Consider the following 22017-nt stretch of genomic DNA (forward strand, 5'->3'; position numbering starts at 1 on the left):
CAAGACTGCCAGGTCAACCGTGATGGCAGCACCCCTGGATTCGCTCAGCCCGTCCTGTATGTTAAGTTCAAACTGAACGTACGAAACGCAGCGAATGGAATCGACATGACGGATCTGGGCTTCACCTACCCTCCAGGCGTGACAGTCGAGCACGTGACGTTTCCCGCCGGAGGCGCCGAGAGCGGCATCACCGACTGCGCGGCCGACCTCTACCTGCCCGAGGGCGCATCGCGTACCGAGCGGAGGCCGGGCATCATCCTGTTCTGGAGCGGGACGGTGTCCAAGGAGGCCAACACCGGTGCCGCCTGGTACCTGGCCCGTGCCGGCTACGCCTGCCTGGCCATGGACTTCCGCACCTCCGGGGCCAGCGCGGGCACGCCCCGGGGTCAGCTCTACCCCGACAACTTCGTGCAGGACGTCCGCTGCGCGCTGTTCTACCTGAGCTCCCGCCCCGAGGTGGACCCCGAGCGGATCGGGCTCCATGGCGTCAGCCTGGGCGGAGGCGTGGCCCTGCAGGTCGCCGCCTTCGACCGGCGGGTGAGATGCGTCTCCGTCCTCTACCCGAGCGCGCTCATGGGCTGGGCGCAGCTACCGCAGGACATGATCCAGAACGACATCGCGCAACGCGTCGCAACCGGGAGGGGAGCTACCCGGCAGTTCGTCGGCGTCGACACCTGGACCGAGCCCGCCCGCGGCTACGCACGCCAGGCGACGGAGCTGTACCCGACGTTCGACAACACCATCCTGGTGGAGTCCTTCGAGAAGATGACCCTCTGGAATCCCGCCCGGTTCGCGGACAAGATCTCGCCCACGCCCGTGCAGTTCCTCGGAGTCAGCGGCGACGACGCCTACCACGACCTCACGCAGATGCGGCAGGTGATGGAGGACTCCGTCCGCGAGCCGAAGCGGATGGTGGTGCTTCCCTACGACAGCATGGGTCTCTACATCGAGCCCGGCCTTGGCGAGGGAATGCGGGCCACCATCGAGTGGTTCGATCACCATCTCCTGGGCAGGCCGCTGACCCGGCGCTTCGACGCCGGCGGGCGCCCCGCGGGTGAGCCGCGTGACCCGGCGACGACGCCGCTCGCCCCGGACGCGCAGGCCGCCGGGCTCTGCCCGGGGTTCGCCAACTGGCAGCCGAGCTGGGATCCGGCGACGGAGCGGTAGGCCTCTCCAACCCCGTTGCCAAGATCTGCTTCGCGGCGCATGATGCGTTCGGGGATCTTGTCGCGGAGCTCGGGTCGCCCGCTGCTCCACGTTCGGGAAGGACGAATTCATGATCCGTCGCGTACTGGCCGTCGTGGTCCTGGCCACCGCCACGCTGGCCACCGTACCGGCCGGCGCGCAGGCCGCCCCTCTCTGCCGGGCCGGCTACCTGTGCAACAGCCAGTACTTCTCCGACGCCGCGCGCACCAACCTGGTCGGGGTCAAGACGGAATTCTGCAATGGCGAGGTCTCGACCTGGGGCAGGGTCACCGGCTACCTCACTTGGTCCACCAGCCCCTGCACCTGATCGGGCCCGCCTACGGCTGTTGGCTGCCGCGATCGGCGGACCCCGAAAACGGTTCGACGGCTTTGCGGAGTCCTGACACAGTGGCGCACCATGGCGAACTTCGAGCTTCTGACCGGCGTGGACGTGCAGCTCATGCAGGGTCTGGCGCAGCGGGTCACCGCCACCCGCCCGGACCTGGTGAACAGCGACGCGTCCTTCGGCGAGCTGGCCTGGAACTGGGGCAAGGGGCACGCGAGCGACGGCGCGAGCTGGCAGCGGCGGCTGTGGTTCTCCGGCGGGGAGCTGGTGGCGTGGAGCTGGGCCCATCTTCCGCGCCAGGTGAGGCGGAACGACGGGTCGGTGAAGGACGTCACCGACGCCTATCTGGCGTATCAGGTCCATCCCGGCCACGCCGGGCTCGTCGACGAGGTGATCGACTGGTACGACGGCACGGCGGCGGACCTCGAGCGCACAGTGGTGCCGAGCGCCGCCGACGAGTTCGCCCTGAAGCGATGGACGGCGCACGGCTATGAGACCGACCCGGCCTCGCTCGGCGACACCGGGTCCTGGACCCAGCTCAACCAGCGCGACCTCACCGACGTCGAACAGCCGGTGCTGCCGGACGGATTCCGGTTCCGCACCGCCGACGAGGCCGGGCCGGAGGCCGTGGTGCGGGCCCATCTGGACGCCTGGGCTCCCTCGGCGTACTCGGCCGAGGCCTACCAGGGTGTCCGGCAGACGGCGGCGTACCGCGGCGACCTGCACCTCCTGGTGGAGGCGCCGGACGGGACGATGGCATCCTCGACGATCATGTGGCTCGACGAAGCGAACAGGACCGCCGAGTTCGAGCCGGTCGGAACGCATCCGGACTACCGGCGTCAGGGGCTGGGAAGGGCGATGCTGCTGCACGGGATGCGGCTGGCGCGGGCGGCCGGGGCCACCCATATGACGGTGGCCTGCCTGGGCGCGCCCGGGCATCCTCGGGCGCGCGGGCTGTACTACAGCGTCGGGTTCCGGGAGTTCACGCGGGACGCGCCGCTCATCAAGACCGCGACCGCGTAGCCGACCCCCAGGACTGGCGGCCGTTGAGGCTCACGGCTACCTGACCGGCTCTCTGGCGGGCCGCGCGTCCGGCCAGGCGGGTGCCGCCTCGCGGCGGCGGGCCGCCGCGACGGCCACGGCCGCCAGCAGCACGGTCACGAAGACCGTCGCCGCGAGCGCGATCCAGGTGGCCGCGTCCGGGTGGACCAGCGACTGCCCGCGCAGCGCCTGCCACGCCGTGATGAGGAACACCGCGGTGTACCCCACGATGACGACCCCGGTCAGCTGGGCGCGCACGCGATCGCCGCGCAGCCAGCCGATCCGGGCCGCGAGGGCGGTGAGCACCAGCACGGCGAGGACGAACACCTGGACGGAGTGCAGGCCGATGAAGTGCGGAACGCGCAGGTCACCACCGGCGGTGCTCCAGTTCGTGATCGGCATGCCGCCGCCGTCCGGCGCCCCCACCCCGTGCTGGCCCACCAGCGAGACCGGGTTCCCGTAGGCGTCCTCGACCGTCCGGGGTGCGGTCGCGGCCCACCCGACCCAGAAGGACGCCAGCCCCATGCCGAGGACGGCCAGCCCGATCCCGGCCCGCAGGGCCCAGGTGAGTGCCGTGTCGCCGACCCGCTGGAACAGCAGCATGACGGCCATGAGCAGGCTCACCCCGAACAACCCGACCACGCCGGAGGAGAAGACCAGCTGCCCGATCACGTTGAAGGTGTCGGTGTTGTGGTTGAAGTGGCTGTAGGTGCCGCGAGCGGCCTGCACCGCGATGAAACCGACGTCGATCAGGCCGGCGACGGCGAAGGCCGTACCGAGGGTCCACATCATGCGCTTCGCCCGGCGAAGCTGCGGCAACAGCCAGGCGAGCGTCGCGCCGTAGATGACGAAGGACACCCCGAACTTCAGCGGCTTCGCCCAGATCGACTGCTGCATGAGCTCGCGACCGTCCACGAGGAGACCGGCGGTCGCGACGACGACCAGCGCGGACATCGCCGCCACCATGATCATCAGGGGCCGGTGCCACGATCGCACTTCGGCCACCGGGTTGGACCTCATACGAGCTCACACCCACGGAGCCGACGCGCCAGGAGATTCGGCGCCCGCCCATCGGATGCGTACGGTGTATTTAGTGTCATGCGTACATCGTATGAGCAGAGCCATACGTTTCGAGGTTGTTCCGCTGATCAGGCCAACAAAGTGCACTAGTACTCAAGAGAGTGAACTAGTACACTTTTGCTGGCAGATCACATCATCGTCAACGAATCGAGGGGTGCCATGCCGTCGTCGGCGCAGCGGCCGGATCCGCCCTACCGGCGGATCGTCGCGGAGTTCCGTGCCCGGATCCTGGCCGGGGAGCTACGGCCGGGCGAGCGCGTGCCCTCCATCCGGCAGATCGCCCAGCGGTGGAGCGTCGCGATCGCGACCGCGACCAAGGTGATGGCCGCACTGCGCGACGAGGGGCTGGTCGAGGCGAGGGTCGGCGCCGGCACGGTGGTCAGCGCCGGCCAGGGCCGCGAGCAGCCGGCCGGCCCGGCCACTCCCCCGAGACCACGGCAGGCCGGCGCTCCGAGGCCGGCGTTGAACCGCAAGCACCTGCTCCGCACCGCCATCGCGATCGCGGACACCGAAGGGCTCGAGGCCGTCTCCATGCGGCGGCTCGCGGCCGAACTCGACGTCGGCCCCATGTCGCTGTACCGGCACGTCGCCAACAAGGACGAACTGGTGACGCAGATGGTGGACGACGTCTTCGGCGAGCCGGACCTGCCCGTACCCGGTCCTGAGGGGTGGCGGGCCAAGCTCGAACTGATCGCCCGCCGCGAATGGGAGCTGTGCCGGCGGCACCTCTGGCTGCCCAGGGCCGTCTCGTTCACGCGCCCGTTGCTGCTGCCCCACATGATGGCTCACACCGAGTGGACCCTGCGCGCGCTCGACGGGCTCGGGCTGCCCATGACGACCCTGATCCGGGAGGCGCTCACGCTGCACACCCTGGTCGGCGCCGTCGCCCTGTCCCTGGCCGACGAGGTCGAAGCGGAGCAGGAGACCGGGGTGACGCTCACCCGGTGGTGGCTCACCCAGCGGCAGCACGCCGGCGAGCTCCTCGACAGCGGACGGTTCCCCCTGCTGGCCACGGTTCCCGAGGAAACGGCCTCGGACCTGGACGGATTGTTCGAGTACAGCCTCGCCCGCCATCTCGACGGTTTCGCCGCCATGATCGACGATCCATCCCGAAGATCGCCATGACGGGTGTCGCCAAGTGTTCGGGGTACTGGCCTTACCTCCTTCGCCTCCGTCACCTTGCATACCTGGGGGTATGGGCCAGATCGACCAGCGGGCCGAGGTCCGCGAGTTTCTCAGCTCGCGGCGGGCGCGCATCACACCCGAGCAGGCGGGCGCCGCGGTTGGACGAGGCCGAGCGGGACCACCTGTTCGCCCTGGCCCGCGCCGCCCGGCGAACACCACCCGGTTCCTCTACCTCGACCCGGCCGCGCGCGAGTTCTTCGTCGACTGGGACCGGATCGCCAACGACGCCGCGGCCATGCTCCGGCTCGAAGCGGGCCGCAACCCGCACGATGAGGCGCTGATCGAGCTGGTCGGTGAGCTTTCGACGCAGAGCGAGATCTTCCGGCAGCGCTGGGCCTCCCATGACGTGCAGTTCCACCGCAGCGGCCAGAAACGGCTGCGGCATCCGGTGGTCGGCCAGCTCGATCTGGCCTTCGAGTCGATGGAGCTGCCCTCCGAGCCCGGCCTGACCCTCAATGTCTACACCGCCGCCCCCGGCAGTCCCACCGCCGACGGGCTGAAGATGCTCGCCAGCTGGGCGGCCACCCAGGACCTCGCCGAGGCGCAGACCTGACCCGGCCGGCCGGGGGGTTCTGTCATCACCTGTAACAGCAGGCCCTGCCGCATGCCCGGACAAGCCTGTTTGCCGTACATGAAAGTTCCTCGCATCAGTCTGACCGGCGGGCAGGGCGTGCACGCGGTGCTGGAGGCGGCGGTCGGCTACCTGGAGGCCCCGCCCGACGGCACACCGTGACGTCACCGGCCGGGTTTACCGACAGCGGACCTCGGCCAGGCATGCCGGTCACCCTGCCTCGACCGGCCGCGGGTAGGCCTGATGACGGACCATCGACGAGGAAAGACCTTCTCATGCGAGCAACCTTGATCTACGGCGCCGGTGACGTGCGCGTGGAGAACGTGCCCGACCCGGTGCTGCGGGAGCCCGCCGACGCGCTGGTGCGCGTGCTGCGCTCGTGCGTGTGCGGCAGTGATCTGTGGCCGTACAAGTCCCGCCCGGCCACCGAGCAGGGCGACAGGATCGGGCACGAGTTCCTGGGTGTCGTGGAGGACGTCGGCACGGACGTGCCGGGGTTGCGGCGGGGCGACGTCGTGGTGGCGCCGTTCGTCTGGTCGGACAACACCTGCGACTTCTGTCGTGAGGGCCTGCAGACCTCCTGCCGGCACGGCGGCCAGTGGGGGGCCGACGGCGTGGACGGCGGCCAGGGCGAGGCGGTCCGCGTACCGCAGGCTCAGGGCACGCTGGTCAAGCTGCCCGTCGGCGAGGACAGCGCGCTGCTGCCGTCCCTGCTCACCCTGTCCGACGTCTTCGCGACCGGCCACCACTGCGCGGTCACCGCCGGCGTCGGCCCGGGCACGACGGCGACGGTGATCGGCGACGGCGCGGTCGGGCTGATGGCGGTGCTGTCCGCCAGGCGGCTCGGCGCCGAGCGGATCATCCTGATGGGCCGGCACGAGGAACGCACCGCGCTGGGACGCGACTTCGGCGCCACCGACATCGTCGCCGAACGCGACCAGGAGGGCGTCGAGCGGGTACGGGAGCTGACCGGCGGCGACGGCACCCCCGCCGTGCTGGAGTGCGTCGGCACCGAGCAGGCCATCCAGACGGCGTTCGCCGTGGCCCGCGACGGCGGCACGATCAGCCGGATCGGCGCGCCCCAGTACGAGAAGGTCCCGATGGGCTTCGGCGAGTTCATGCGCAACCTCACCCTCACCGGCGGCGTCGCCCCGGCCCGCGCCTACATCGAGGAACTGCTGCCGGAGATCCTGGACGGCACCCTCGAGCCCGGCCGCGTCTTCGACCGCACCGTCGGCCTGGACGAGGTCCCCGACGGCTACCGCGCGATGAACGACCGCACCGCGCTCAAGGTCCTCATCCAGCCCTGACCCGAAGAGAACGGTGAGCGCCTGCACCGGCCAACCCCGGCGCCATCAAGCTCGTCCCGGAAAGGTGATCATGAAGCACACCACCCTGAGAGATCTGGACGTCTCCCGCATCGGTCTCGGCGCGATGGGCATGTCCTTCGGCTACACCGGCGCGGGCAGCGACGACGCCGAGTCCGTGCGTACCATCCACCGGGCGCTGGAGCTGGGCGTCACCTTCCTCGACACCGCCGAGGTCTACGGCCCGTACACCAATGAGGAACTCGTCGGCAAGGCCATGAAGGGCCGCCGTGACCAGGTCGTCGTGGCGACCAAGTTCGGCATGATCTCGCACACCGGCCGCGGCGCCGGGCAGCTCGACAGCAGCCCGGCCAGCATCCACACCGCCGTCGAAGGCTCGCTCAAGCGGCTCGGCACGGACCACATCGACCTGTACTACCAGCACCGCGTCGACCCCGGCACGCCCATCGAGGACACCGTCGCAACGTTGGCCGACCTGGTACGGCAGGGCAAGATCCGCCACATCGGCCTGTCCGAGGCCGGCCCGGAGACGATCCGCCGCGCCCACGCCGTGTACCCGGTCACCGCCCTGCAGTCGGAGTACTCGTTGTGGACCCGGGAGGTGGAGGAGCGGGTGCTGCCGGTGCTGCGCGAGCTGGGCATCGGCTTCGTCCCCTACTCGCCGCTCGGGCACGGCTTCCTCACCGGCGCCATCCGCTCCCCCGAGCAGTTCGACGAGAGCGACTGGCGCAGGAGCAGCCCGCGTTTCATGGGCGAGAACTTCCAGCGCAACCTGGCCCTCGCCGACGAGGTACGGACCATCGCCACCGAGGCAGGAGCCACGCCCGCCCAGGTCGCGCTGGCCTGGCTGCTGGCCAAGGGCGAGCACATCGCCCCGATCCCCGGCACCAAGCGGGTCTCCCGGGTGGAGGAGAACGCCGCCGCCGACGGCATCGAACTGACCGCCGAGCAGATCGCCCAGCTCGACAACCTGCCCCCGGCCGCCGGCGAGGACCACAACGAGGAGCAGATGCGGATGATCCAGCGCTGAGGCGGACGGCCGGCGTCTGCCATGTGGCCGTCCGGCCGATGGGGATCGTCCTTTCGGTCGATGATCAAGCTTGAGCGGGCGCGAAGAATACTGCTCCGTGAACCGATTCCCGATGATTCTCGCGGTGGCCTCCGCCTCAGTGATCGGCCTCGGAGGTGGTGCGCCTGCCTCTGCGAGCGCCCCCGCTCCAGAGGATCTGACGTGGTCCGGCTGCGCCGACCGGCCGGGCGCCGAATGCGGTGTGATCAAGGTGCCGCTCGACTGGAGCGCGCCGTCCGAGGCGAAGATCGAGCTGACTGTCGTACGCCGCAAGGCCACCGATCCCGCCGCTCGGGTGGGCACGCTCTTCTACAACCCGGGCGGCCCCGGCGTGCCCGCCGCGCTGCTCGTGCGCGACTACGCTCCGGACACCTTCTCCGACGAGCTGCGCCGCCGCTTCGACATCGTGGGCATCGACCCACGCGGTGTGGGCGAGAGCACGCCCACGCTGAAGTGCGGGTTGCCCGTCCACGATCCCGAGATCAGCGAGTTCCCGCGAAGCCCGACCGCATACGAGCGCCTCGTCGCGTCGAACACGGCCGTCGGCCGCAGTTGCCGGCAAGCCACCGGTCCCTTGCTCGCGCACCTCGACACCGCGAACGTCGCACGCGACTTCGACGCGGTACGGGCCGCGCTCGGCGAGACGAAGGTGAGTTTCTTCGGCAAGTCGTACGGCAGCATGCTCGGCGCGCGGTACGCCCGCCTCTTCCCCGGCCGGGTGCGCACGATGGCGCTGGACGGCGCGGTCGACCAGGGCATCCCCGCGTCCCGGCTGGTCACCGACGCGGCCCAGGCGGTGGAGGACTCCTTCGACCGGTTCACCGCCTGGTGCGCGGACACCACGACCTGCGCCCTGCACGGCCGCGATGCCGGCGAGGTGTGGGACCGCCTGGTCGCCACGGCCGGCCGTGAGCCGATCGGGGTGCGAGGTGGCCGGCCACTCACCGTCGAGGAGCTGCGCTACTCCGCCTACGCGTTCCTCACCAACATCCCGCAGTTCGCCAACGGACTGGCGACCGCGATCGCGCAGGCCGAGCAGGGGGACGCCCAGCTCTTCTCGACCATGCGGGCCCAGGCGCTGGAGGACCCGGTGAGCACGGCCGCCTACCGCTCGATCCTCTGCTCTGACGTCGATCCCCGGATCCGTGGCTACCGTGACGTGCGCGACCGGATGCGGCAGGTCCTCAAGGCGGCCCCCCACATGCGCGGCACCTCGGAGTTCTGGGACATGACCGTTGGCTGCGCGGGCTGGCCGATCTCCCCGGCCCGCGCCCCGCACGAGAGCCCGATCAAGGGCCTGCCGCCCGTTCTGGTGGTCGGCAACACCCACGACCCCGCCACCCCGCTCCGCTGGGCGCGCAGCCTGTCCGCGCGCATCCAGGGCTCTGGCCTGCTGACCAACGACGGCGACGGCCACACCGCCTACCGCAGATCCGCCTGCGCGACCCGGCACATCGACGCCTACCTCGTGACAGGGAAACTGCCCCCCACCGGGACCGCGTGCCCGGCCGAGACCTCCTGACCTGCGTGGCGACGGTACGGCGGGGCACGTCGGGCTGGATGCCCATCAGGCCTTCGACGGTCTGGCTGACCAGCGTGAAGGGCACTTCGGGGGTAGTCGCCGTTGAGACCTTGACGGTTGCCGGCGTGCTTGACCTCGCGGTGGTCGTAGACGTGCCGCATCCACTTCCACGCGGTGTCGTCGCGGTTGTGGCGGAAGAACGTGTCCGGCAGGTAGGTGATCGCTTCGATGTTGCCCGGCCGCCCGCCGCCTGAGCCGTCCTGGTGTACCCAGCCGCCTTGGCCCACGCGAGCATCTCGACGATCGTGCCGTCGGAGGAGGAGTGCAGCTGGCGCCCAGCTCCATCACGGTACGATCCATCCGTCCGCCTCGCTCGCCCTCGCACTCGCGGGCGACCTGAACGACGTGCGCTTCTAGGCCGACCCCGGTAACCAGGCCAAGGAGGGCAGCGAGGCATGGGCGCTCAACGTCGACCTGCTGGGTGATCGGATGGCCTGTATGGGAGTGAAGAACGCCGTCTGGCGATCCGCCGTACGCAGGGATCTGGAGCATCTACGCGGACTGCTCTCAGGAGCAGCGGGTGCGTGATCCCCGGGAGGGCCGCCCGGTCCGGGTGACGATCAGCGACGTCGGGGCGGCTGCGGGGGTGTCGGCCTCGACGGTCTCCCGCGTGCTCAACGGCACGGCCAAGGTCGACCCCTCGCTGGCGGCGCGCGTCCACGACGCGGTCAGGCAGCTGGGCTACCGGCCCAACGCCGCGGCGCAGGGGCTCGCCCGCGGGGAGTGGGGCACCATCGGCGTGCTGGTGCCCGACCTGGCCAACCCCTACTTTCCGGAGGTGCTCAAGGCCGTCTCCGGCGTCGCCCGCTCCCACGGGCGCCGGGTCATGGTCATGGAGTCGGACGAGGACCCCTCGATCGAGCACGACCTGGTCGAGGACCTGATGCGCAGCTGCGACGGGGTGCTGCTCTGCTCCCCCCGGATGGACCGCTCCGCCCTGGCCGCCCTGACCGCCCGGGACCACCCGCTGGTCCTGCTCGACCGGATAGTCCCCGGCATCGCCGCGCCCGCCGTCTCCGCCGACTTCTTCGGCGGGATGATGCTGATCTGCGGCCACCTGGCGCAGCTGGGCCACCGCCGGGTCGCCTACCTGGGCGGGCCCGAGGTGTCCTGGGCCAACTCCGAGCGGATCAGGGCGCTGGAGGCGGCCAAGGCGTTCGGCCTGTCCGTCACGATCCTGCCCTGCGGGTCCACCAGCCGCTGCGGGTACGAGGCCGCCGCCAAGGTGGCCGACACCGGCGCCACCGCGCTCACCACCTACAACGACCTGGTGGCCCTGGGGGCGCTGACCCGGATGCGCGAGCTCGGGGTGCGGGTTCCCGAGGAGTTGTCGGTGGTCGGGTTCGACGACATCGAGCTGGACCACGTGGCGCACACGAGCCTGACCACGGTCTCGGTACCCCGGGGGCGGCTGGGCAAGCAGGCGGCCGAGATGCTGGAGGCCCTCATGACCGAGGGGCACGACGGGGAGCCGGTCTACCTGCCGATGGAGCTGCACGTCCGCGACAGCACCGCACCGCCCCGGGCGTTGACAAGCGAGGGCGGTGGCGGGAACCCTGCCCTGTGAAAGCGCTTTCGCGACAGAGGAGAGGGAGCCTGTGGACACCGAGCACCGCGCAGAACCGCCGGCGGACGACCGGGACGACCTGGGACGTCAGGTAAGGGATCTGGTCGCGCCGCTGATCGCCCGGTTCAGCCCGGGCGGAGGACGGCTGCGGCTGGGGGTCAACACGGCGCACTACGACCAGGCGGCGTCCGAGCTGGAGGCGTACGCGCGCCCGCTGTGGGGGCTGGCGCCGCTGGCGGCCGGCGGCGGGACGTTCGATCACTGGGAGCTCTGGCGAGCCGGGCTCGCCGCCGGGACCGACCCCGAGCACCCCGACTACTGGGGCGCGGTCTTCGACCGGAACCAGCGGCTGGTCGAGACCGCCGCCATCGGCCTCGCGCTCGCCCTGGCCCCCGAGCAGATCTGGGACCCGCTGACCGGCCGGCAGCGCGACGCGGTGGCCACCTGGCTGCGGCACGCGGTCACCGTGGAGCCGAACGACAACAACTGGCTGTTCTTCCCGGTCATGGTGGGGCTCGGGCTCGACCGCGTCGGAGTCGCCCACGACCGCGACGCCAACACGGCCAGGCTCGACCGGCTGGAGCGGTTCGACCTCGGCCGCGGGTGGTACTCCGACGGGCCGACGTGGCAACGCGACTACTACATCCCGTTCGCCATGCACTACTACGGGCTCATCCACGCGACGCTCGGCGACGACCCGGCCAGGGCCGAGCGCTTCCGCGAGCGGGCCGCGACGTTCGCCCAGGACTTCCAGCACTGGTTCACCAGCGAGGGGGTCGCCGTCCCGTTCGGCAGGAGCCTGACCTACCGCTTCGCGCAGTCGGCGTTCTGGGGGGCGCTGGCCTTCGCCGGGGTCGAGGCGCTGCCCTGGGAGGTGATCAAGGGGCACCTGCTGCGGAACCTGCGCTGGTGGGCCGACCGGCCCATCCGCGACACCGCCGGGCTGCTCACCATCGGCTACGGCTATCCCCAGCCGCACTTGGCCGAGCAGTACAACGCGCCCGGCTCGCCGTACTGGGCCATGAAGGCGCTCCTGCCGCTCGCCCTGCCCGCGGAGCATCCGTTCTGGGTGGCCAAGGAGGCGGAGGCGCCTCCGCTGCCCGAGGTGAGGAGCCAGCCGGAGGCGGGCGCGGCGCTGCTGCGCTGCGAGGAGGGACGGCACGTGGTGATGCTGAGCGCGGGGCAGCACAGCCCGCGGATGCGGCACGGCGCCGCCAAGTACGCCAAGTTCGCCTACTCCACGCGGTTCGGCTTCAGCGTCCCCGCCGGGACGCTGGGGCTGGAGCAGGGCGCCTTCGACAGCACGCTCGCGCTCAGCGAGGACGGCGAGCACTGGCGCCCGTGCGAACTGCCGCACGACCCCTCCTCCCCCTCTGACGGCGTGCTGCGCGCTCGCTGGACGCCCTGGGACGATGTGGAGATCGAGACCTGGCTGGTGGCGCTGCCCCCGTGGCACGTCCGGGTGCACCGGATCAGCACCGGGCGGGCGCTGCGCACGGCCGAGGGCGCCTTCGCGGTGGACCGGGACCGGCCGCCCACCCGTGCCGACACCGGTCCCGGCCGGGCCAGGCTCGACTCGCCGCACGGCCTGTGCGTGATCGAGGACCTGTCAGGCCGGCGGGAGGGAGCCCTGATCAAGGCCCTTCCCGGCACCAACGTGTTCGCCCCGCGCACCACGATCCCCACGCTGCGGGGTGACCTGCCGCCGGGCGAGCACCTGCTGGCCTGCGCGGTCCTCGGCCTGGAGGCCGCGGCTTCGCCGGAACCAGAGGCCGGGTGGCCGGAGCCACCCACGTGGGCATCCATCGAGCCCCTGCTGTAGGGGGCCTCGAAGGGCTACCGTCCCGCGATGCCGGTGAGCGTGACGCCCCTGATGAACGTCTTCTGCGCGATGAAGAACAGGATCGGCGGGCGGGTGGGCGACCGGGCCGGGCTCGGCGACTGGTGGCCCAGCCGCGAGCGCTTCCCCGGCGGCCTGACGCCGCTGATCGACGAGGTACATCGGCTGGGCATGGGCTTCGGCCTGTGGGTGGAGCCGGAGATGGTCAACCCCGACAGCGACCTCTACCGGGCGCACCCCGACTGGGTGCACCACACGCCCGGCCGCCCGCGCACCGAGCTGCGCAACCAGCTCGTGCTCAACCTGGCCCGGCCCGGGGTGGCCGACCAGGTGCGCAAATGGCTGCACGAGCTGGCCGGGGAGCACGAGATCGACTTCCTCAAGTGGGACTTCAACCGCGCGCTCACCGAGGCGGGGCCGGACGGCCGGTCTGGCACGACCATGTCAGGGCCGTGTACGCCATCCTCGACCAGCTCCGCGCCGACCACCCCGGCCTGCGGATCGAGGGCTGCGCGGGTGGCGGCGGGCGTACCGACCTGGGCATGATGGCCCGTACCGACCAGGTGCGGACCTCCGACAACACCGACGCCCACGACCGCATCGCGATCCAGCGCGGCTTCAGCCAGATCTACCCCGCCCGCGCGATGGCCGCCTGGGTCACCGACAGCCCGAACCCGCTCACCGGCCGGATCACCTCGCTGCGCTTCCGCTTTCCACGTCGCGATGGCGGGCGCACTCGGACTAGGCGGCGACCTGCTCGCCTGGAGCCCGGAGGAGCTGGCCGAGGCGGCCCGGCTGGTCGCCGTCTACAAGGACCTCCGGCCGGTCGTGCAGTCCGGGGAGCAGTACCGGCTCGACGGCGGCGTGCAGTACGCCGGCGGGGACCGGGTGGTCGTGCTGGCCTGGCGCGGGCCCGTCGCGTTCGGCGGCCCGCGCCTCCCGCTCCGGCTGGCGCGCACAGGAAGCACAGCTGGAGCGTGTCGTCCGCAGCGGCGGCTCGTTCACTCGGTGACCGTGGGCGAGCCGGCCAGGAACGGCCGAACCTCCAGCCATTCGTGGATCGGCCCGCCGCCGGGCCCGGGGGCCGCCGACAGCTCCCCCGCCAGCTGTACCGCACGCTCCCACGACTCCACGTCGATGATGTACCACCCGGCGATCAGGTCCTTGGTCTCGGCGAACGGGCCGTCGGTGACCGGTGGCCGCCCCTCTCCGTCGTACCGCACGAACGCGCCCTCGGGCACCAGCGCCTGGGTGTCGACGAACTCGCCCGTCTCCTCCAGCCGGGCCGCGAAGTCGCGCATGTACTGCACGTGCGCGTCGACGTCGTCCGGCGTCCACTGGTCCATGGGCACGTCGTTGAAGGCGGCCGGCCCGCCTCGGTAGTGCTTGAGCAGCAGGTACTTGGCCATCGTGTTCTCCTCATTGCGGTGCGGCCCATTGCGGCCGTGTTCACTTCGGGGACGAAGCCGCGAGCGGGTTCTCGACATTTTTCCCGGTTGAGGCGTGGGCGAGCGCGCGGCGCTCAGGCGCCCCGGCGCGCCTCCCGCTGCCGGATCAGCTCCTCCACCGGGCTCGGCAGCGTCGTCTCGAAATCGATCAGCTTCACCCACGTCGGCGTCACGACGATCCGGACCATACCGTCGTGATACAACGAACGAATCTCCACCTCCCACTCCACCCGCTGCTCAGGCGTCATCTCATAAGTACTGGTCTGCTTGAGATACTCCTGCGGAATACCATCCACATAGTCCAGCTCAGCCAGACCACGAATGAACAAGATCTTCGGCGGATGCGACTCCGTGTCGATCGTCAACGCCACCGCCGGATTCTCACGCAGACTCGCCAGCTTCGGAGCGTTCTTCGGAGAACACACGACGATCTCCGAACCGTTCCACGTGAAGATGATCGGAATATTGCGAGGAGTGCCGTCCTTCGCGACATAGGCCAACCGGGTCACGTCGCGGGCCAGCAGCTCCCGGCTCAACGGTCGGTTCAGAACCTCGGTGATCTCGTTCGGTTCCACGGTCATTCCTCTCTTCGTCGTTTCCTGGTCCGCCCAGCGGGCGTCCACACGACGCTCGACTGCCGCCGCCAGGTTTTGGATCTTGGGGCCTCCGATGACCTCCACCTTGGCCCCTGAACATGCCGGCGAACAGATGCAGATGTCACCGCCTGGGCGATGAATTCCTACTGTGAACGCGACCACGACTGAGAGGATGCCGATGGCTTGGGACCGCCAGCGTTCATCACGAGCGTGAACCCTTAACCTCCGGAAACACCGACCACTGAATAAGGCGGCGCTTCAAAGCGTGCCCGCGTCGCACCTGAGTGAGCAGCCCATCCAGGCGCCTGGGTGGGGTGAAGTGCGTACACGCCCGGAGACCGTCGATCTCATCACCGACCTGCCCTCGGCGCGGGACCTGGTCGCCGCGATGGCCACCCAGGCCGAGGGCACGCTGACCCGGCCGGGACGCTGCCGACCCACCGGCCGTCAGCGCCGGGCCGGCTCGTTCGTCACGTGCCGGGGTCGTCGAGCAGGTCGCGGAGTGTCGCCTCGTCGCCGGGTTCGAGACCGCTCACGAACCGCCGGAGCACCGAGGCCCGGTCGCTCTCCTCCGTCAGCAGACGGTTCATGTTCGCGGCGACCAGGCCCGCCGCGTCCGCGATCGCCGTGTAACGGAAGGCCTTGCCGTCGCGTTGCCGCCGCACGGCGCCCTTCACAGTCAGCCTGTTCAGTGTGGTGATCACCGTGCTGTAGGTCAGGCCCGCCGGGGCGCCGAGACCGTCGAGGACCTCGCCCGTCGTCAGCGGCCGATCCGAGGCGGACAAGATGGTGATGACCTGCGCTTCGAGCTGCCCCGCCCGCCTTCTGGGCGCGGCCGGCCCCGGGGCCGGCGGCTGGCGCTCTGTCATCCGCCGAATCCTATCCCTGCCCACCAACGCAGGCCGTCGCGCGGCTCGGCTCGACCACCGGAGCCCGCGGGCATCCGGCACGCTTCATCGCAGGTCAGAGCACATCTTTGCGGGCTCGACGCCGAGACGGGGAAATCACCGGGATCTCGAATAGCTAGGTTAGCCTATGCTAAGTTTTATTGCGCGTAAAAGCACGCCTCGACGCTCGAAACCGCACAGGAGTGATCCGTGTTCGCCAGCTATCTCATCGGTCTGCGCGAAGGGCTGGAGGCGACGCTCGTGGTCTCCGTCCTGGTCGCCTTCCTGGTCAAGAGCGACCGCAAGGACAAGCTGCCGCAGGTCTGGGCGGGGGTGCTGGCCGCCGTGGCCCTGTCGGTGGGCTTCGGCGCCCTGCTGACCTTCACCGCGGCCCACCTCAGCCACACCGGCCAGGAGCTCTTCGACGCGATCACCTCCCTGCTGGCCGTCGTCTTCGTCACCTGGATGATCTTCTGGATGCGACGCGCCGCCCGTGCCCTCTCGGGCGAGTTGCGGGGCAAGCTCGCGGGCGCGTTGGAGATGGGCTCACTGGCCGTCGTCGTCATGGCGTTCCTGGCCGTGGCGCGTGAAGGGCTGGAGACGGCCCTGCTGTTCTTCGCCTCGGTCCAGGGCGCGACCACCACGGCCCAGCCGCTGATCGGCATCAGCCTGGGACTGCTCACCTCGATCGCCATCGGGTACGGCCTGTACAGGTCGGCCGTGCGGATCAACCTGTCCACGTTCTTCAAGTGGACGGGCCTGCTGCTGATCCTGGTCGCCGCCGGCATCTCCAAGTACGGCGTGCACGACCTGCAGGAGGCCGACATCCTGCCGGGCCTGTCGGCCTACGCCTTCGACATCAGCGCGGCCGTGCCCGCCGACTCCTGGTACGGCGCCCTGCTGGCCGGGCTGCTGAACATCACCCCGCAGCCGACCGTCCTGGAAATGGTCGCCTGGGCCGCCTACCTGATCCCCACGCTCGCCTTCTTCCTGCGTACCCCCCGTGCGCAGCTCGCCTCCGCGCCCGCGGCCTGAAACAGGAGCATCCATGTCCGCTGTCACTCGTCTCACCATCGGCGTCCTCGCCCTGGCCGCGCTGACCGCCTGTGCGGCGGAGGACCCGGCCGCCGGTGGCTCGGCCGCGGCGCCGAAGCCGGGCAAGGTCGCCGTGGCGGCCGGCGACACCGACTGCAAGGTGGCCGTCACCGAGATCCCGGCCGGCACCAGCACCTTCGCGATCACCAACGGCGGCAGCAAGGTCACCGAGTTCTACGTCTACGCGCCGGGCGATCGGGTCATGGCCGAGGTGGAGAACATCGTGCCCGGCCTGACCCGCGAGCTCATCGCCGAACTGCCCGCGGGCGCCTACGAGACGGCCTGCAAGCCCGGCATGGTCGGCAAGGGCATCCGCAACGCGCTGAAGGTCACCGGCGAGCACAAGCCGCTGAACGCCGACGCCGAACTCTCCGAGGCGAGCGCCGGCTACAAGCGCTACGTGAAGAGCCAGAGCGACACCCTGCTGGTCAAGACGCAGGAGTTCGTCGACGCGGTCAAGGCCGGGCAGATCGGCAAGGCCAAGGAGCTCTACCCGATCGCGCGTACCTACTGGGAGCGCATCGAGCCGGTCGCGGAGATCTTCGGCGACCTCGACCCGGCCATCGACGCCCGTGAGGCGGACCTGGCCGAGGGCGAGGAGTGGACCGGCTTCCACAAGATCGAGAAGGACCTCTGGATCACCAAGGACATCAGTAAAGACGGCCCCGTCGCCGACAAGCTGATCGCCGATGTCAAGACCATCGTGACCAAGGCCAACGCGGCGGAGCTGACCCCGCTGAACCTGGCCAACGGGGCCAAGGAACTGCTCGACGAGGTCGCCACCGGCAAGATCACCGGCGAGGAGGACGTCTGGTCCCACACCGACCTGTGGGACTTCGCCGCCAACCTGGCCGGGTCCAAGGCCGCGGTCCAGTCGCTGCGCCCGGTGCTGGAAGAGCGCGCCCCCGACCTGGTCAAGGCCCTGGACGAGAAGTTCGCCGCCGCCGAGGCCGAGCTGGGCAAGCACCAGAAAGGCGACGGCTGGCGGCTGCACGACGAGCTGTCGAAGCAGGAGCTGAAGAAGTTGTCCGACGTGATCAACGCGCTGGCCGAGCCGATCAGCAAGATCGCGCCCAGCGTGGCGAAGTAGCGGGCCGGCATGAGCGAGCGGATGAGCCGTAGAAGGGTGTTCGGCATCGGGGCGGCCGGGGTCACGGCGGTGGGGGCCGGCGCGATCGCCGCTCGCTCGCTGCCGCAGGAGCCGCCGGTCGCGAACGCCTTCTCCAACTCCGGCCCCTTCCCCTTCTACGGCGAGCACCAGGCCGGCATCGTCACCCCCGCCCAGGACCGGCTGCACTTCGTGGCGTTCGACGTCACCACGGACAAGCGCGCGGAGCTGGCCGACCTGCTGCAGGAGTGGACGGCCGCGGCCGCCCGGCTGACCCAGGGCAAGGAGGCGGGGGCGTTCGGGGCGGTGGGCGGCGCCGCGGAGGCGGCTCCGGACGACACGGGCGAGGCGCTCGGGTTGCCCGCGTCGGGGCTGACGCTGACGATCGGGTTCGGTGCCTCGCTGTTCGACGAGCGGTTCGGGCTGGCCGGGAAGCGCCCGGCCGCCCTCCTCGATCTGCCGAAATTTCCGGGAGAGCAGCTCATTCCCGAAATCTCCGGTGGAGACATCTGCGTGCAGGCGTGCGCCCATGACCCGCAGGTGGCCGTGCACGCCATCAGGAACCTGGCCAGGATCGGGTTCGGCAGGGTCTCGGTGCGCTGGTCGCAGCTGGGCTTCGGGCGTACGTCGTCCACGTCCCGCGCCCAGGTGACCCCGCGCAACCTGATGGGGTTCAAGGACGGCACCGACAACATGAAGCTGGAGGACGCCGCCCTGCTGCGCGACCAGCTCTGGGCCGCGCCCCAGGACGGCGCCGCCTGGATGGCGGGCGGCAGCTACCTGGTGACCAGGAAGATCCGCATGACGATCGAGACCTGGGACCGCACCTCACTCCGCGAGCAGGAGGACATCTTCGGCCGGGACAAGGGCGAGGGCGCGCCGGTGGGCAAGAAGAACGAGTTCGACCCGGTGGACCTGGCGGCGATGAAACCCGACGCCCACGTGCGGCTGGCGCACCCCAGCAGCAACGGCGGCGCCCACCTGCTGCGGCGCGGCTACAACTACGTCGACGGCTCCGACGGCCTCGGCCGGCTCGACGCCGGCCTGTTCTTCATCGCCTACCAGCGCGACCCGCGGGAACAGTTCGTGCCGGTGCAGATGAGCCTGGCCAGGAACGACTCGCTGAACGAGTACATCAAGCACGTCTCCAGCGGCCTGTTCGCCTGCCCGCCCGGGGTGAGGGACGCCGGTGACTACTGGGGGCGCACCCTGTTCGCGTGATCGCGGCGGCCGGCTCCAGCTTGACGGGCGCCAGGTAAGAAGATCCCTCTCCCCGTCTCTCCTAACGTATAGCGCAGCGGGGGGCTTGCGGCAAGACCCGGGTCGTACCGCAGAATCGTCGGCCGAGGCCACAACCTGCGGAATGGGGGCACGACGTGCGTGTGTGTTTGTCGGCGTGTGGGGGACGCGGTGACGTCGAAGCTGTGATGGGACGGGCGGTGCAGATGTGCGCACCACCCGAGCGGCCGGCCGGCTCGGAGGTGGCGCGATGATCGAGCAGTACGTGCTGGGTCTCCTGGAGATCGACGAGACGCGGGCCGCGGTCGCCGGCGGCAAGGGCGCGCACCTGGGCGGGCTGTCACGGATCGAAGGCGTCCGCGTGCCGGCCGGCTTCTGCGTGACCACGGACGCCTTCCGGCGGATCGTCGCGGAAGCGCCGTCGATCGGCGATCGGCTCGATCAGCTGTCGCGCCTGAACCCGGATGACCGGGAGGCCATCCGCACGCTCAGCGCGGCGATCCGGCGGAGCATCGAAGAAGTCGCCGTCCCCGGCGACGTCGCGGCGGCGATCACCCGTGCTCTCGCCCAGCTCGGCGAGCAGACCGCCTGCGCCGTCCGATCGAGCGCGACGGCGGAGGACCTGCCGACGGCGTCATTCGCGGGCCAGCAGGACACCTACCTGAACGTCGTGGGGCCGGCGTCGATCCTCCAGCACGTCAGCCGGTGCTGGGCCTCGCTGTTCACCGAGCGGGCCGTGACCTACCGCCAGCGCAACGGCTTCGACCACCGGAAGGTCCACATGGCCGTGGTCGTGCAGCAGATGGTCCTCCCGCAGGCGGCCGGAGTCCTGTTCACGGCCGACCCCGTCACGGGCAACAGGAAGGTCGCCACCGTGGACGCCGGCTTCGGCCTCGGCGAGGCCCTGGTCTCCGGTCTGGTGAACCCGGACGTGTTCACGGTGCGAGACGGCGAGGTCGTCGCCAAGGCGATCGCCGTCAAGAAGCGTGCCATCCACCCCCTGCCGGCCGGTGGGACGCGGGAGGTGGAGATCGACCCGCGGCGGCAGGAGCAGCCGGCGCTGACGGATGCGCAGGTCGTGCGGCTCGTGGGGCTCGGGCGGCGGATCGAGGCGCACTTCGGCCGCCCGCAGGACATCGAATGGTGCCTGGTCGACGACGGCTTCCAGATCGTTCAGAGCCGGCCGATCACCACGCTGTTCCCCATCCCCGCGATCGGCGACCAGGAGAATCACGTCTACCTCTCCGTCGGTCATCAGCAGATGATGACCGACCCCATGAAGCCTCTGGGGCTCTCCTTCTGGCAGCTGACGGCCATGGCGCCGATGCACGAGGCCGGCGGCAGGCTGTTCGTCGACGCCACCCGGCGCCTGACCTCGCCCGCGAGCCGCGCCGCCTTCATGGATCTCATGGGGAAATCCGAGCCGCTGATCAGGGACGCGCTGGAGACCGTCCTCGACCGCGACGACTTCATCCCGTCGTTCCCGGACGCGGGTCCCGGCGGGCCGCCGGTCGGCGGCGCGTCCGCCCCGATCGAGACCGATCCGGCCATCGTCACCGCGCTGATCGAGCGCAGCGAGGCGTCCATCGCCGCTCTGCGCCGCGACATCCGGGCGAAGAGCGGACCGGCTCTGTTCGACTTCCTGCTGGAGGCCTTCCAGGAACACAAACGAGTCCTCAGTGATCCGCTGAACATTCAGGCGATCATGGCGGGGATGGAGGCCACGTGGTGGCTCAACGACAAACTGCGGGAGTGGCTGGAGGAGAAGAACGCGGCTGACACGCTCACGCTGTCCGTCCCGGACAACGTGACGTCAGAGATGGGACTGGCGCTGCTCGACGTCGCGGACGTGATCCGCCCGCATCCGGAGGTGGTGGCGTTCCTGCAGGGCGTCGGGGACGAGGGCTTCCTGGACGAGCTGCCGGAACTCGCCGGCGGGACCGAAGCGCGCGACGCCATCAAGGCCTACCTCGACCGGTACGGCATGCGCTGCGTCGGCGAGATCGACATCACCAGGCCGCGTTGGAGCGAGCGCCCCACCACGCTCGTACCCCTGATCCTCGACAACGTCAGGAACTTCGAGCCGGGCGCCGCCGGGCGGCGCTTCGAGCACGGGCGGCAGGAGGCGAAGAAGAAGGAGCAGGACGTGCTGTCACGCCTGCGGGCCCTTCCTGACGGGGAGCGGAAGGCCGGCGAGACCAAGCGGATGATCGACCGGGTCCGGACCTTCATCGGCTACCGGGAGTACCCGAAGTACGGCATCATCAGCCGCTACTTCGTCTACAAGCAGGCCGTTCTGGAGGAGGCCGAGCGCCTCGTGCGGGCCGGAGTGCTGTCCGAGAAGGAGGAGATCTACTACCTCACGTTCCAGGAACTCCACGACGTCGTGCGCTCGAACAGCGTGGACCACCAGCTCATCCAGCGGCGCAAGGACGCGTTCCGGTCGTACCAGGCGCTCACACCGCCCCGGGTGCTCACCTCGGACGGCGAGGTCATCACCGGAGCGTACCGGCGCGACGACGTGCCGGCCGGTGCTCTGATCGGCCTGCCGGTCTCCGCCGGGACCGTCGAAGGCCGGGCCCGCGTCATCCTGGACATGGCGCGGGCCGACCTCGAAGCGGGCGACATCCTGGTCACGACCTACACCGACCCCAGTTGGTCGCCCCTTTTCGTCGGGATCACGGGCCTGGTGACGGAGGTGGGCGGCCTGATGACCCATGGCGCGGTGATCGCCCGGGAGTACGGCTTGCCGGCCGTCGTGAGCGTGGAGCAGGCCACCCGGCTGATCCGGGACGGGCAGCGGATCCGCGTGCACGGAACCGACGGGTACGTCGAGCTCCTGCCCTGACC

The 22017-nt window shown here is 70.4% G+C and carries 19 protein-coding genes and 1 pseudogene; 15 read left to right on the top strand and 5 right to left on the bottom strand.

Going from position 1 to position 22017, the window contains the following annotated elements:
- Positions 1-138 precede the first annotated feature (138 nt).
- The 3 genes from ACFPZ3_RS06560 to ACFPZ3_RS06570 all read left to right on the top strand — a co-directional run bounded on the left by ACFPZ3_RS06560 (position 139) and on the right by ACFPZ3_RS06570 (position 2554).
- A complete protein-coding gene (locus ACFPZ3_RS06560) occupies positions 139-1167 on the top strand; it encodes an alpha/beta hydrolase (RefSeq protein WP_379513041.1) in 1029 nt (342 codons plus the stop codon).
- Between the two features lie 109 nt (positions 1168-1276).
- Positions 1277-1513 carry a DUF6289 family protein gene (locus tag ACFPZ3_RS06565; protein ID WP_379513042.1) on the top strand — a complete coding sequence of 79 codons (237 nt, stop codon included), beginning with the start codon at positions 1277-1279 and terminating at the stop codon, positions 1511-1513.
- 90 nt (positions 1514-1603) lie between these two features.
- On the top strand, positions 1604-2554 hold the full coding sequence (locus ACFPZ3_RS06570) for a GNAT family N-acetyltransferase (protein WP_379513043.1): 951 nt from the start codon (positions 1604-1606) through the stop codon (positions 2552-2554).
- Positions 2555-2590: 36 nt separating this feature from the next.
- On the opposite strand, the gene ACFPZ3_RS06575 is transcribed toward ACFPZ3_RS06570, so the two are convergent.
- On the bottom strand, positions 2591-3592 hold the full coding sequence (locus ACFPZ3_RS06575) for a hypothetical protein (protein WP_379513044.1): 1002 nt from the start codon (positions 3590-3592) through the stop codon (positions 2591-2593).
- A 219-nt stretch (positions 3593-3811) separates the two neighbouring features.
- On the opposite strand from ACFPZ3_RS06575, the gene ACFPZ3_RS06580 reads away from it, so the two are divergent.
- The 8 genes and pseudogenes from ACFPZ3_RS06580 to ACFPZ3_RS06615 form a co-directional block, all read left to right on the top strand.
- A complete protein-coding gene (locus ACFPZ3_RS06580; protein ID WP_379513045.1) occupies positions 3812-4777 on the top strand; it encodes a TetR/AcrR family transcriptional regulator C-terminal domain-containing protein in 966 nt (321 codons plus the stop codon).
- A 70-nt stretch (positions 4778-4847) separates the two neighbouring features.
- A complete protein-coding gene (locus ACFPZ3_RS06585) occupies positions 4848-5390 on the top strand; it encodes an MmyB family transcriptional regulator (protein WP_379513046.1) in 543 nt (180 codons plus the stop codon).
- A 293-nt stretch (positions 5391-5683) separates the two neighbouring features.
- On the top strand, positions 5684-6718 hold the full coding sequence (locus ACFPZ3_RS06590) for a zinc-dependent alcohol dehydrogenase family protein (RefSeq protein ID WP_379513047.1): 1035 nt from the start codon (positions 5684-5686) through the stop codon (positions 6716-6718).
- Positions 6719-6788: 70 nt separating this feature from the next.
- Complete coding sequence (locus tag ACFPZ3_RS06595; protein WP_379513048.1) at positions 6789-7766, top strand: aldo/keto reductase; 978 nt, start codon at positions 6789-6791, stop codon at positions 7764-7766.
- Between the two features lie 97 nt (positions 7767-7863).
- Positions 7864-9327 carry an alpha/beta hydrolase gene (locus tag ACFPZ3_RS06600; protein ID WP_379513049.1) on the top strand — a complete coding sequence of 488 codons (1464 nt, stop codon included), beginning with the start codon at positions 7864-7866 and terminating at the stop codon, positions 9325-9327.
- 580 nt (positions 9328-9907) lie between these two features.
- Positions 9908-10954: a LacI family DNA-binding transcriptional regulator gene (locus tag ACFPZ3_RS06605; protein WP_379513050.1), complete on the top strand. Its 1047-nt coding sequence runs from the start codon at positions 9908-9910 to the stop codon at positions 10952-10954.
- Positions 10955-10985: 31 nt separating this feature from the next.
- Positions 10986-12776: a DUF2264 domain-containing protein gene (locus ACFPZ3_RS06610; protein WP_379513051.1), complete on the top strand. Its 1791-nt coding sequence runs from the start codon at positions 10986-10988 to the stop codon at positions 12774-12776.
- Positions 12777-12845: 69 nt separating this feature from the next.
- Positions 12846-13444 (top strand): annotated as a pseudogene (locus tag ACFPZ3_RS06615) (alpha-galactosidase); the annotation flags it as partial.
- A gap of 91 nt (positions 13445-13535) precedes the next feature.
- Here ACFPZ3_RS06615 and ACFPZ3_RS06620 read toward each other — a convergent pair.
- The 4 genes from ACFPZ3_RS06620 to ACFPZ3_RS06635 all read right to left on the bottom strand — a co-directional run bounded on the left by ACFPZ3_RS06620 (position 13536) and on the right by ACFPZ3_RS06635 (position 15707).
- Complete coding sequence (locus ACFPZ3_RS06620) at positions 13536-13799, bottom strand: hypothetical protein (protein WP_379513052.1); 264 nt, start codon at positions 13797-13799, stop codon at positions 13536-13538.
- The gene (locus tag ACFPZ3_RS06625; RefSeq protein WP_379513053.1) at positions 13796-14203 is read right to left on the bottom strand and encodes a YciI family protein; all 408 of its coding nucleotides are present in this window, start codon (positions 14201-14203) and stop codon (positions 13796-13798) included. The genes ACFPZ3_RS06620 and ACFPZ3_RS06625 overlap by 4 nt, the downstream gene beginning before the upstream one ends.
- Positions 14204-14316: 113 nt before the next feature.
- Positions 14317-14922, bottom strand: a complete 606-nt coding sequence (locus ACFPZ3_RS06630; protein WP_379513054.1) for a pyridoxamine 5'-phosphate oxidase family protein — start codon at positions 14920-14922, stop codon at positions 14317-14319.
- Between the two features lie 386 nt (positions 14923-15308).
- Positions 15309-15707, bottom strand: a complete 399-nt coding sequence (locus tag ACFPZ3_RS06635) for a BlaI/MecI/CopY family transcriptional regulator (RefSeq protein ID WP_379513055.1) — start codon at positions 15705-15707, stop codon at positions 15309-15311.
- 228 nt (positions 15708-15935) lie between these two features.
- Between ACFPZ3_RS06635 and efeU the strand changes: the two genes are divergently transcribed.
- The 4 genes from efeU to rph all read left to right on the top strand — a co-directional run bounded on the left by efeU (position 15936) and on the right by rph (position 22015).
- Positions 15936-16760, top strand: a complete 825-nt coding sequence (efeU, locus tag ACFPZ3_RS06640) for an iron uptake transporter permease EfeU (RefSeq protein WP_379513056.1) — start codon at positions 15936-15938, stop codon at positions 16758-16760.
- A 13-nt stretch (positions 16761-16773) separates the two neighbouring features.
- Positions 16774-17910, top strand: coding sequence for an iron uptake system protein EfeO (efeO, locus tag ACFPZ3_RS06645; RefSeq protein ID WP_379513057.1), 1137 nt, complete (start codon positions 16774-16776; stop codon positions 17908-17910).
- A gap of 21 nt (positions 17911-17931) precedes the next feature.
- Positions 17932-19149 (top strand): iron uptake transporter deferrochelatase/peroxidase subunit, encoded by a 1218-nt coding sequence (gene efeB / locus ACFPZ3_RS06650; RefSeq protein WP_379513058.1) that lies wholly within the window; start codon positions 17932-17934, stop codon positions 19147-19149.
- Between the two features lie 226 nt (positions 19150-19375).
- Positions 19376-22015 (top strand): rifamycin-inactivating phosphotransferase, encoded by a 2640-nt coding sequence (gene rph, locus ACFPZ3_RS06655; RefSeq protein WP_379513059.1) that lies wholly within the window; start codon positions 19376-19378, stop codon positions 22013-22015.
- The last annotated feature ends 2 nt before the right edge of the window (positions 22016-22017 follow it).

It is taken from the genome of Nonomuraea insulae, from assembly GCF_042656245.1.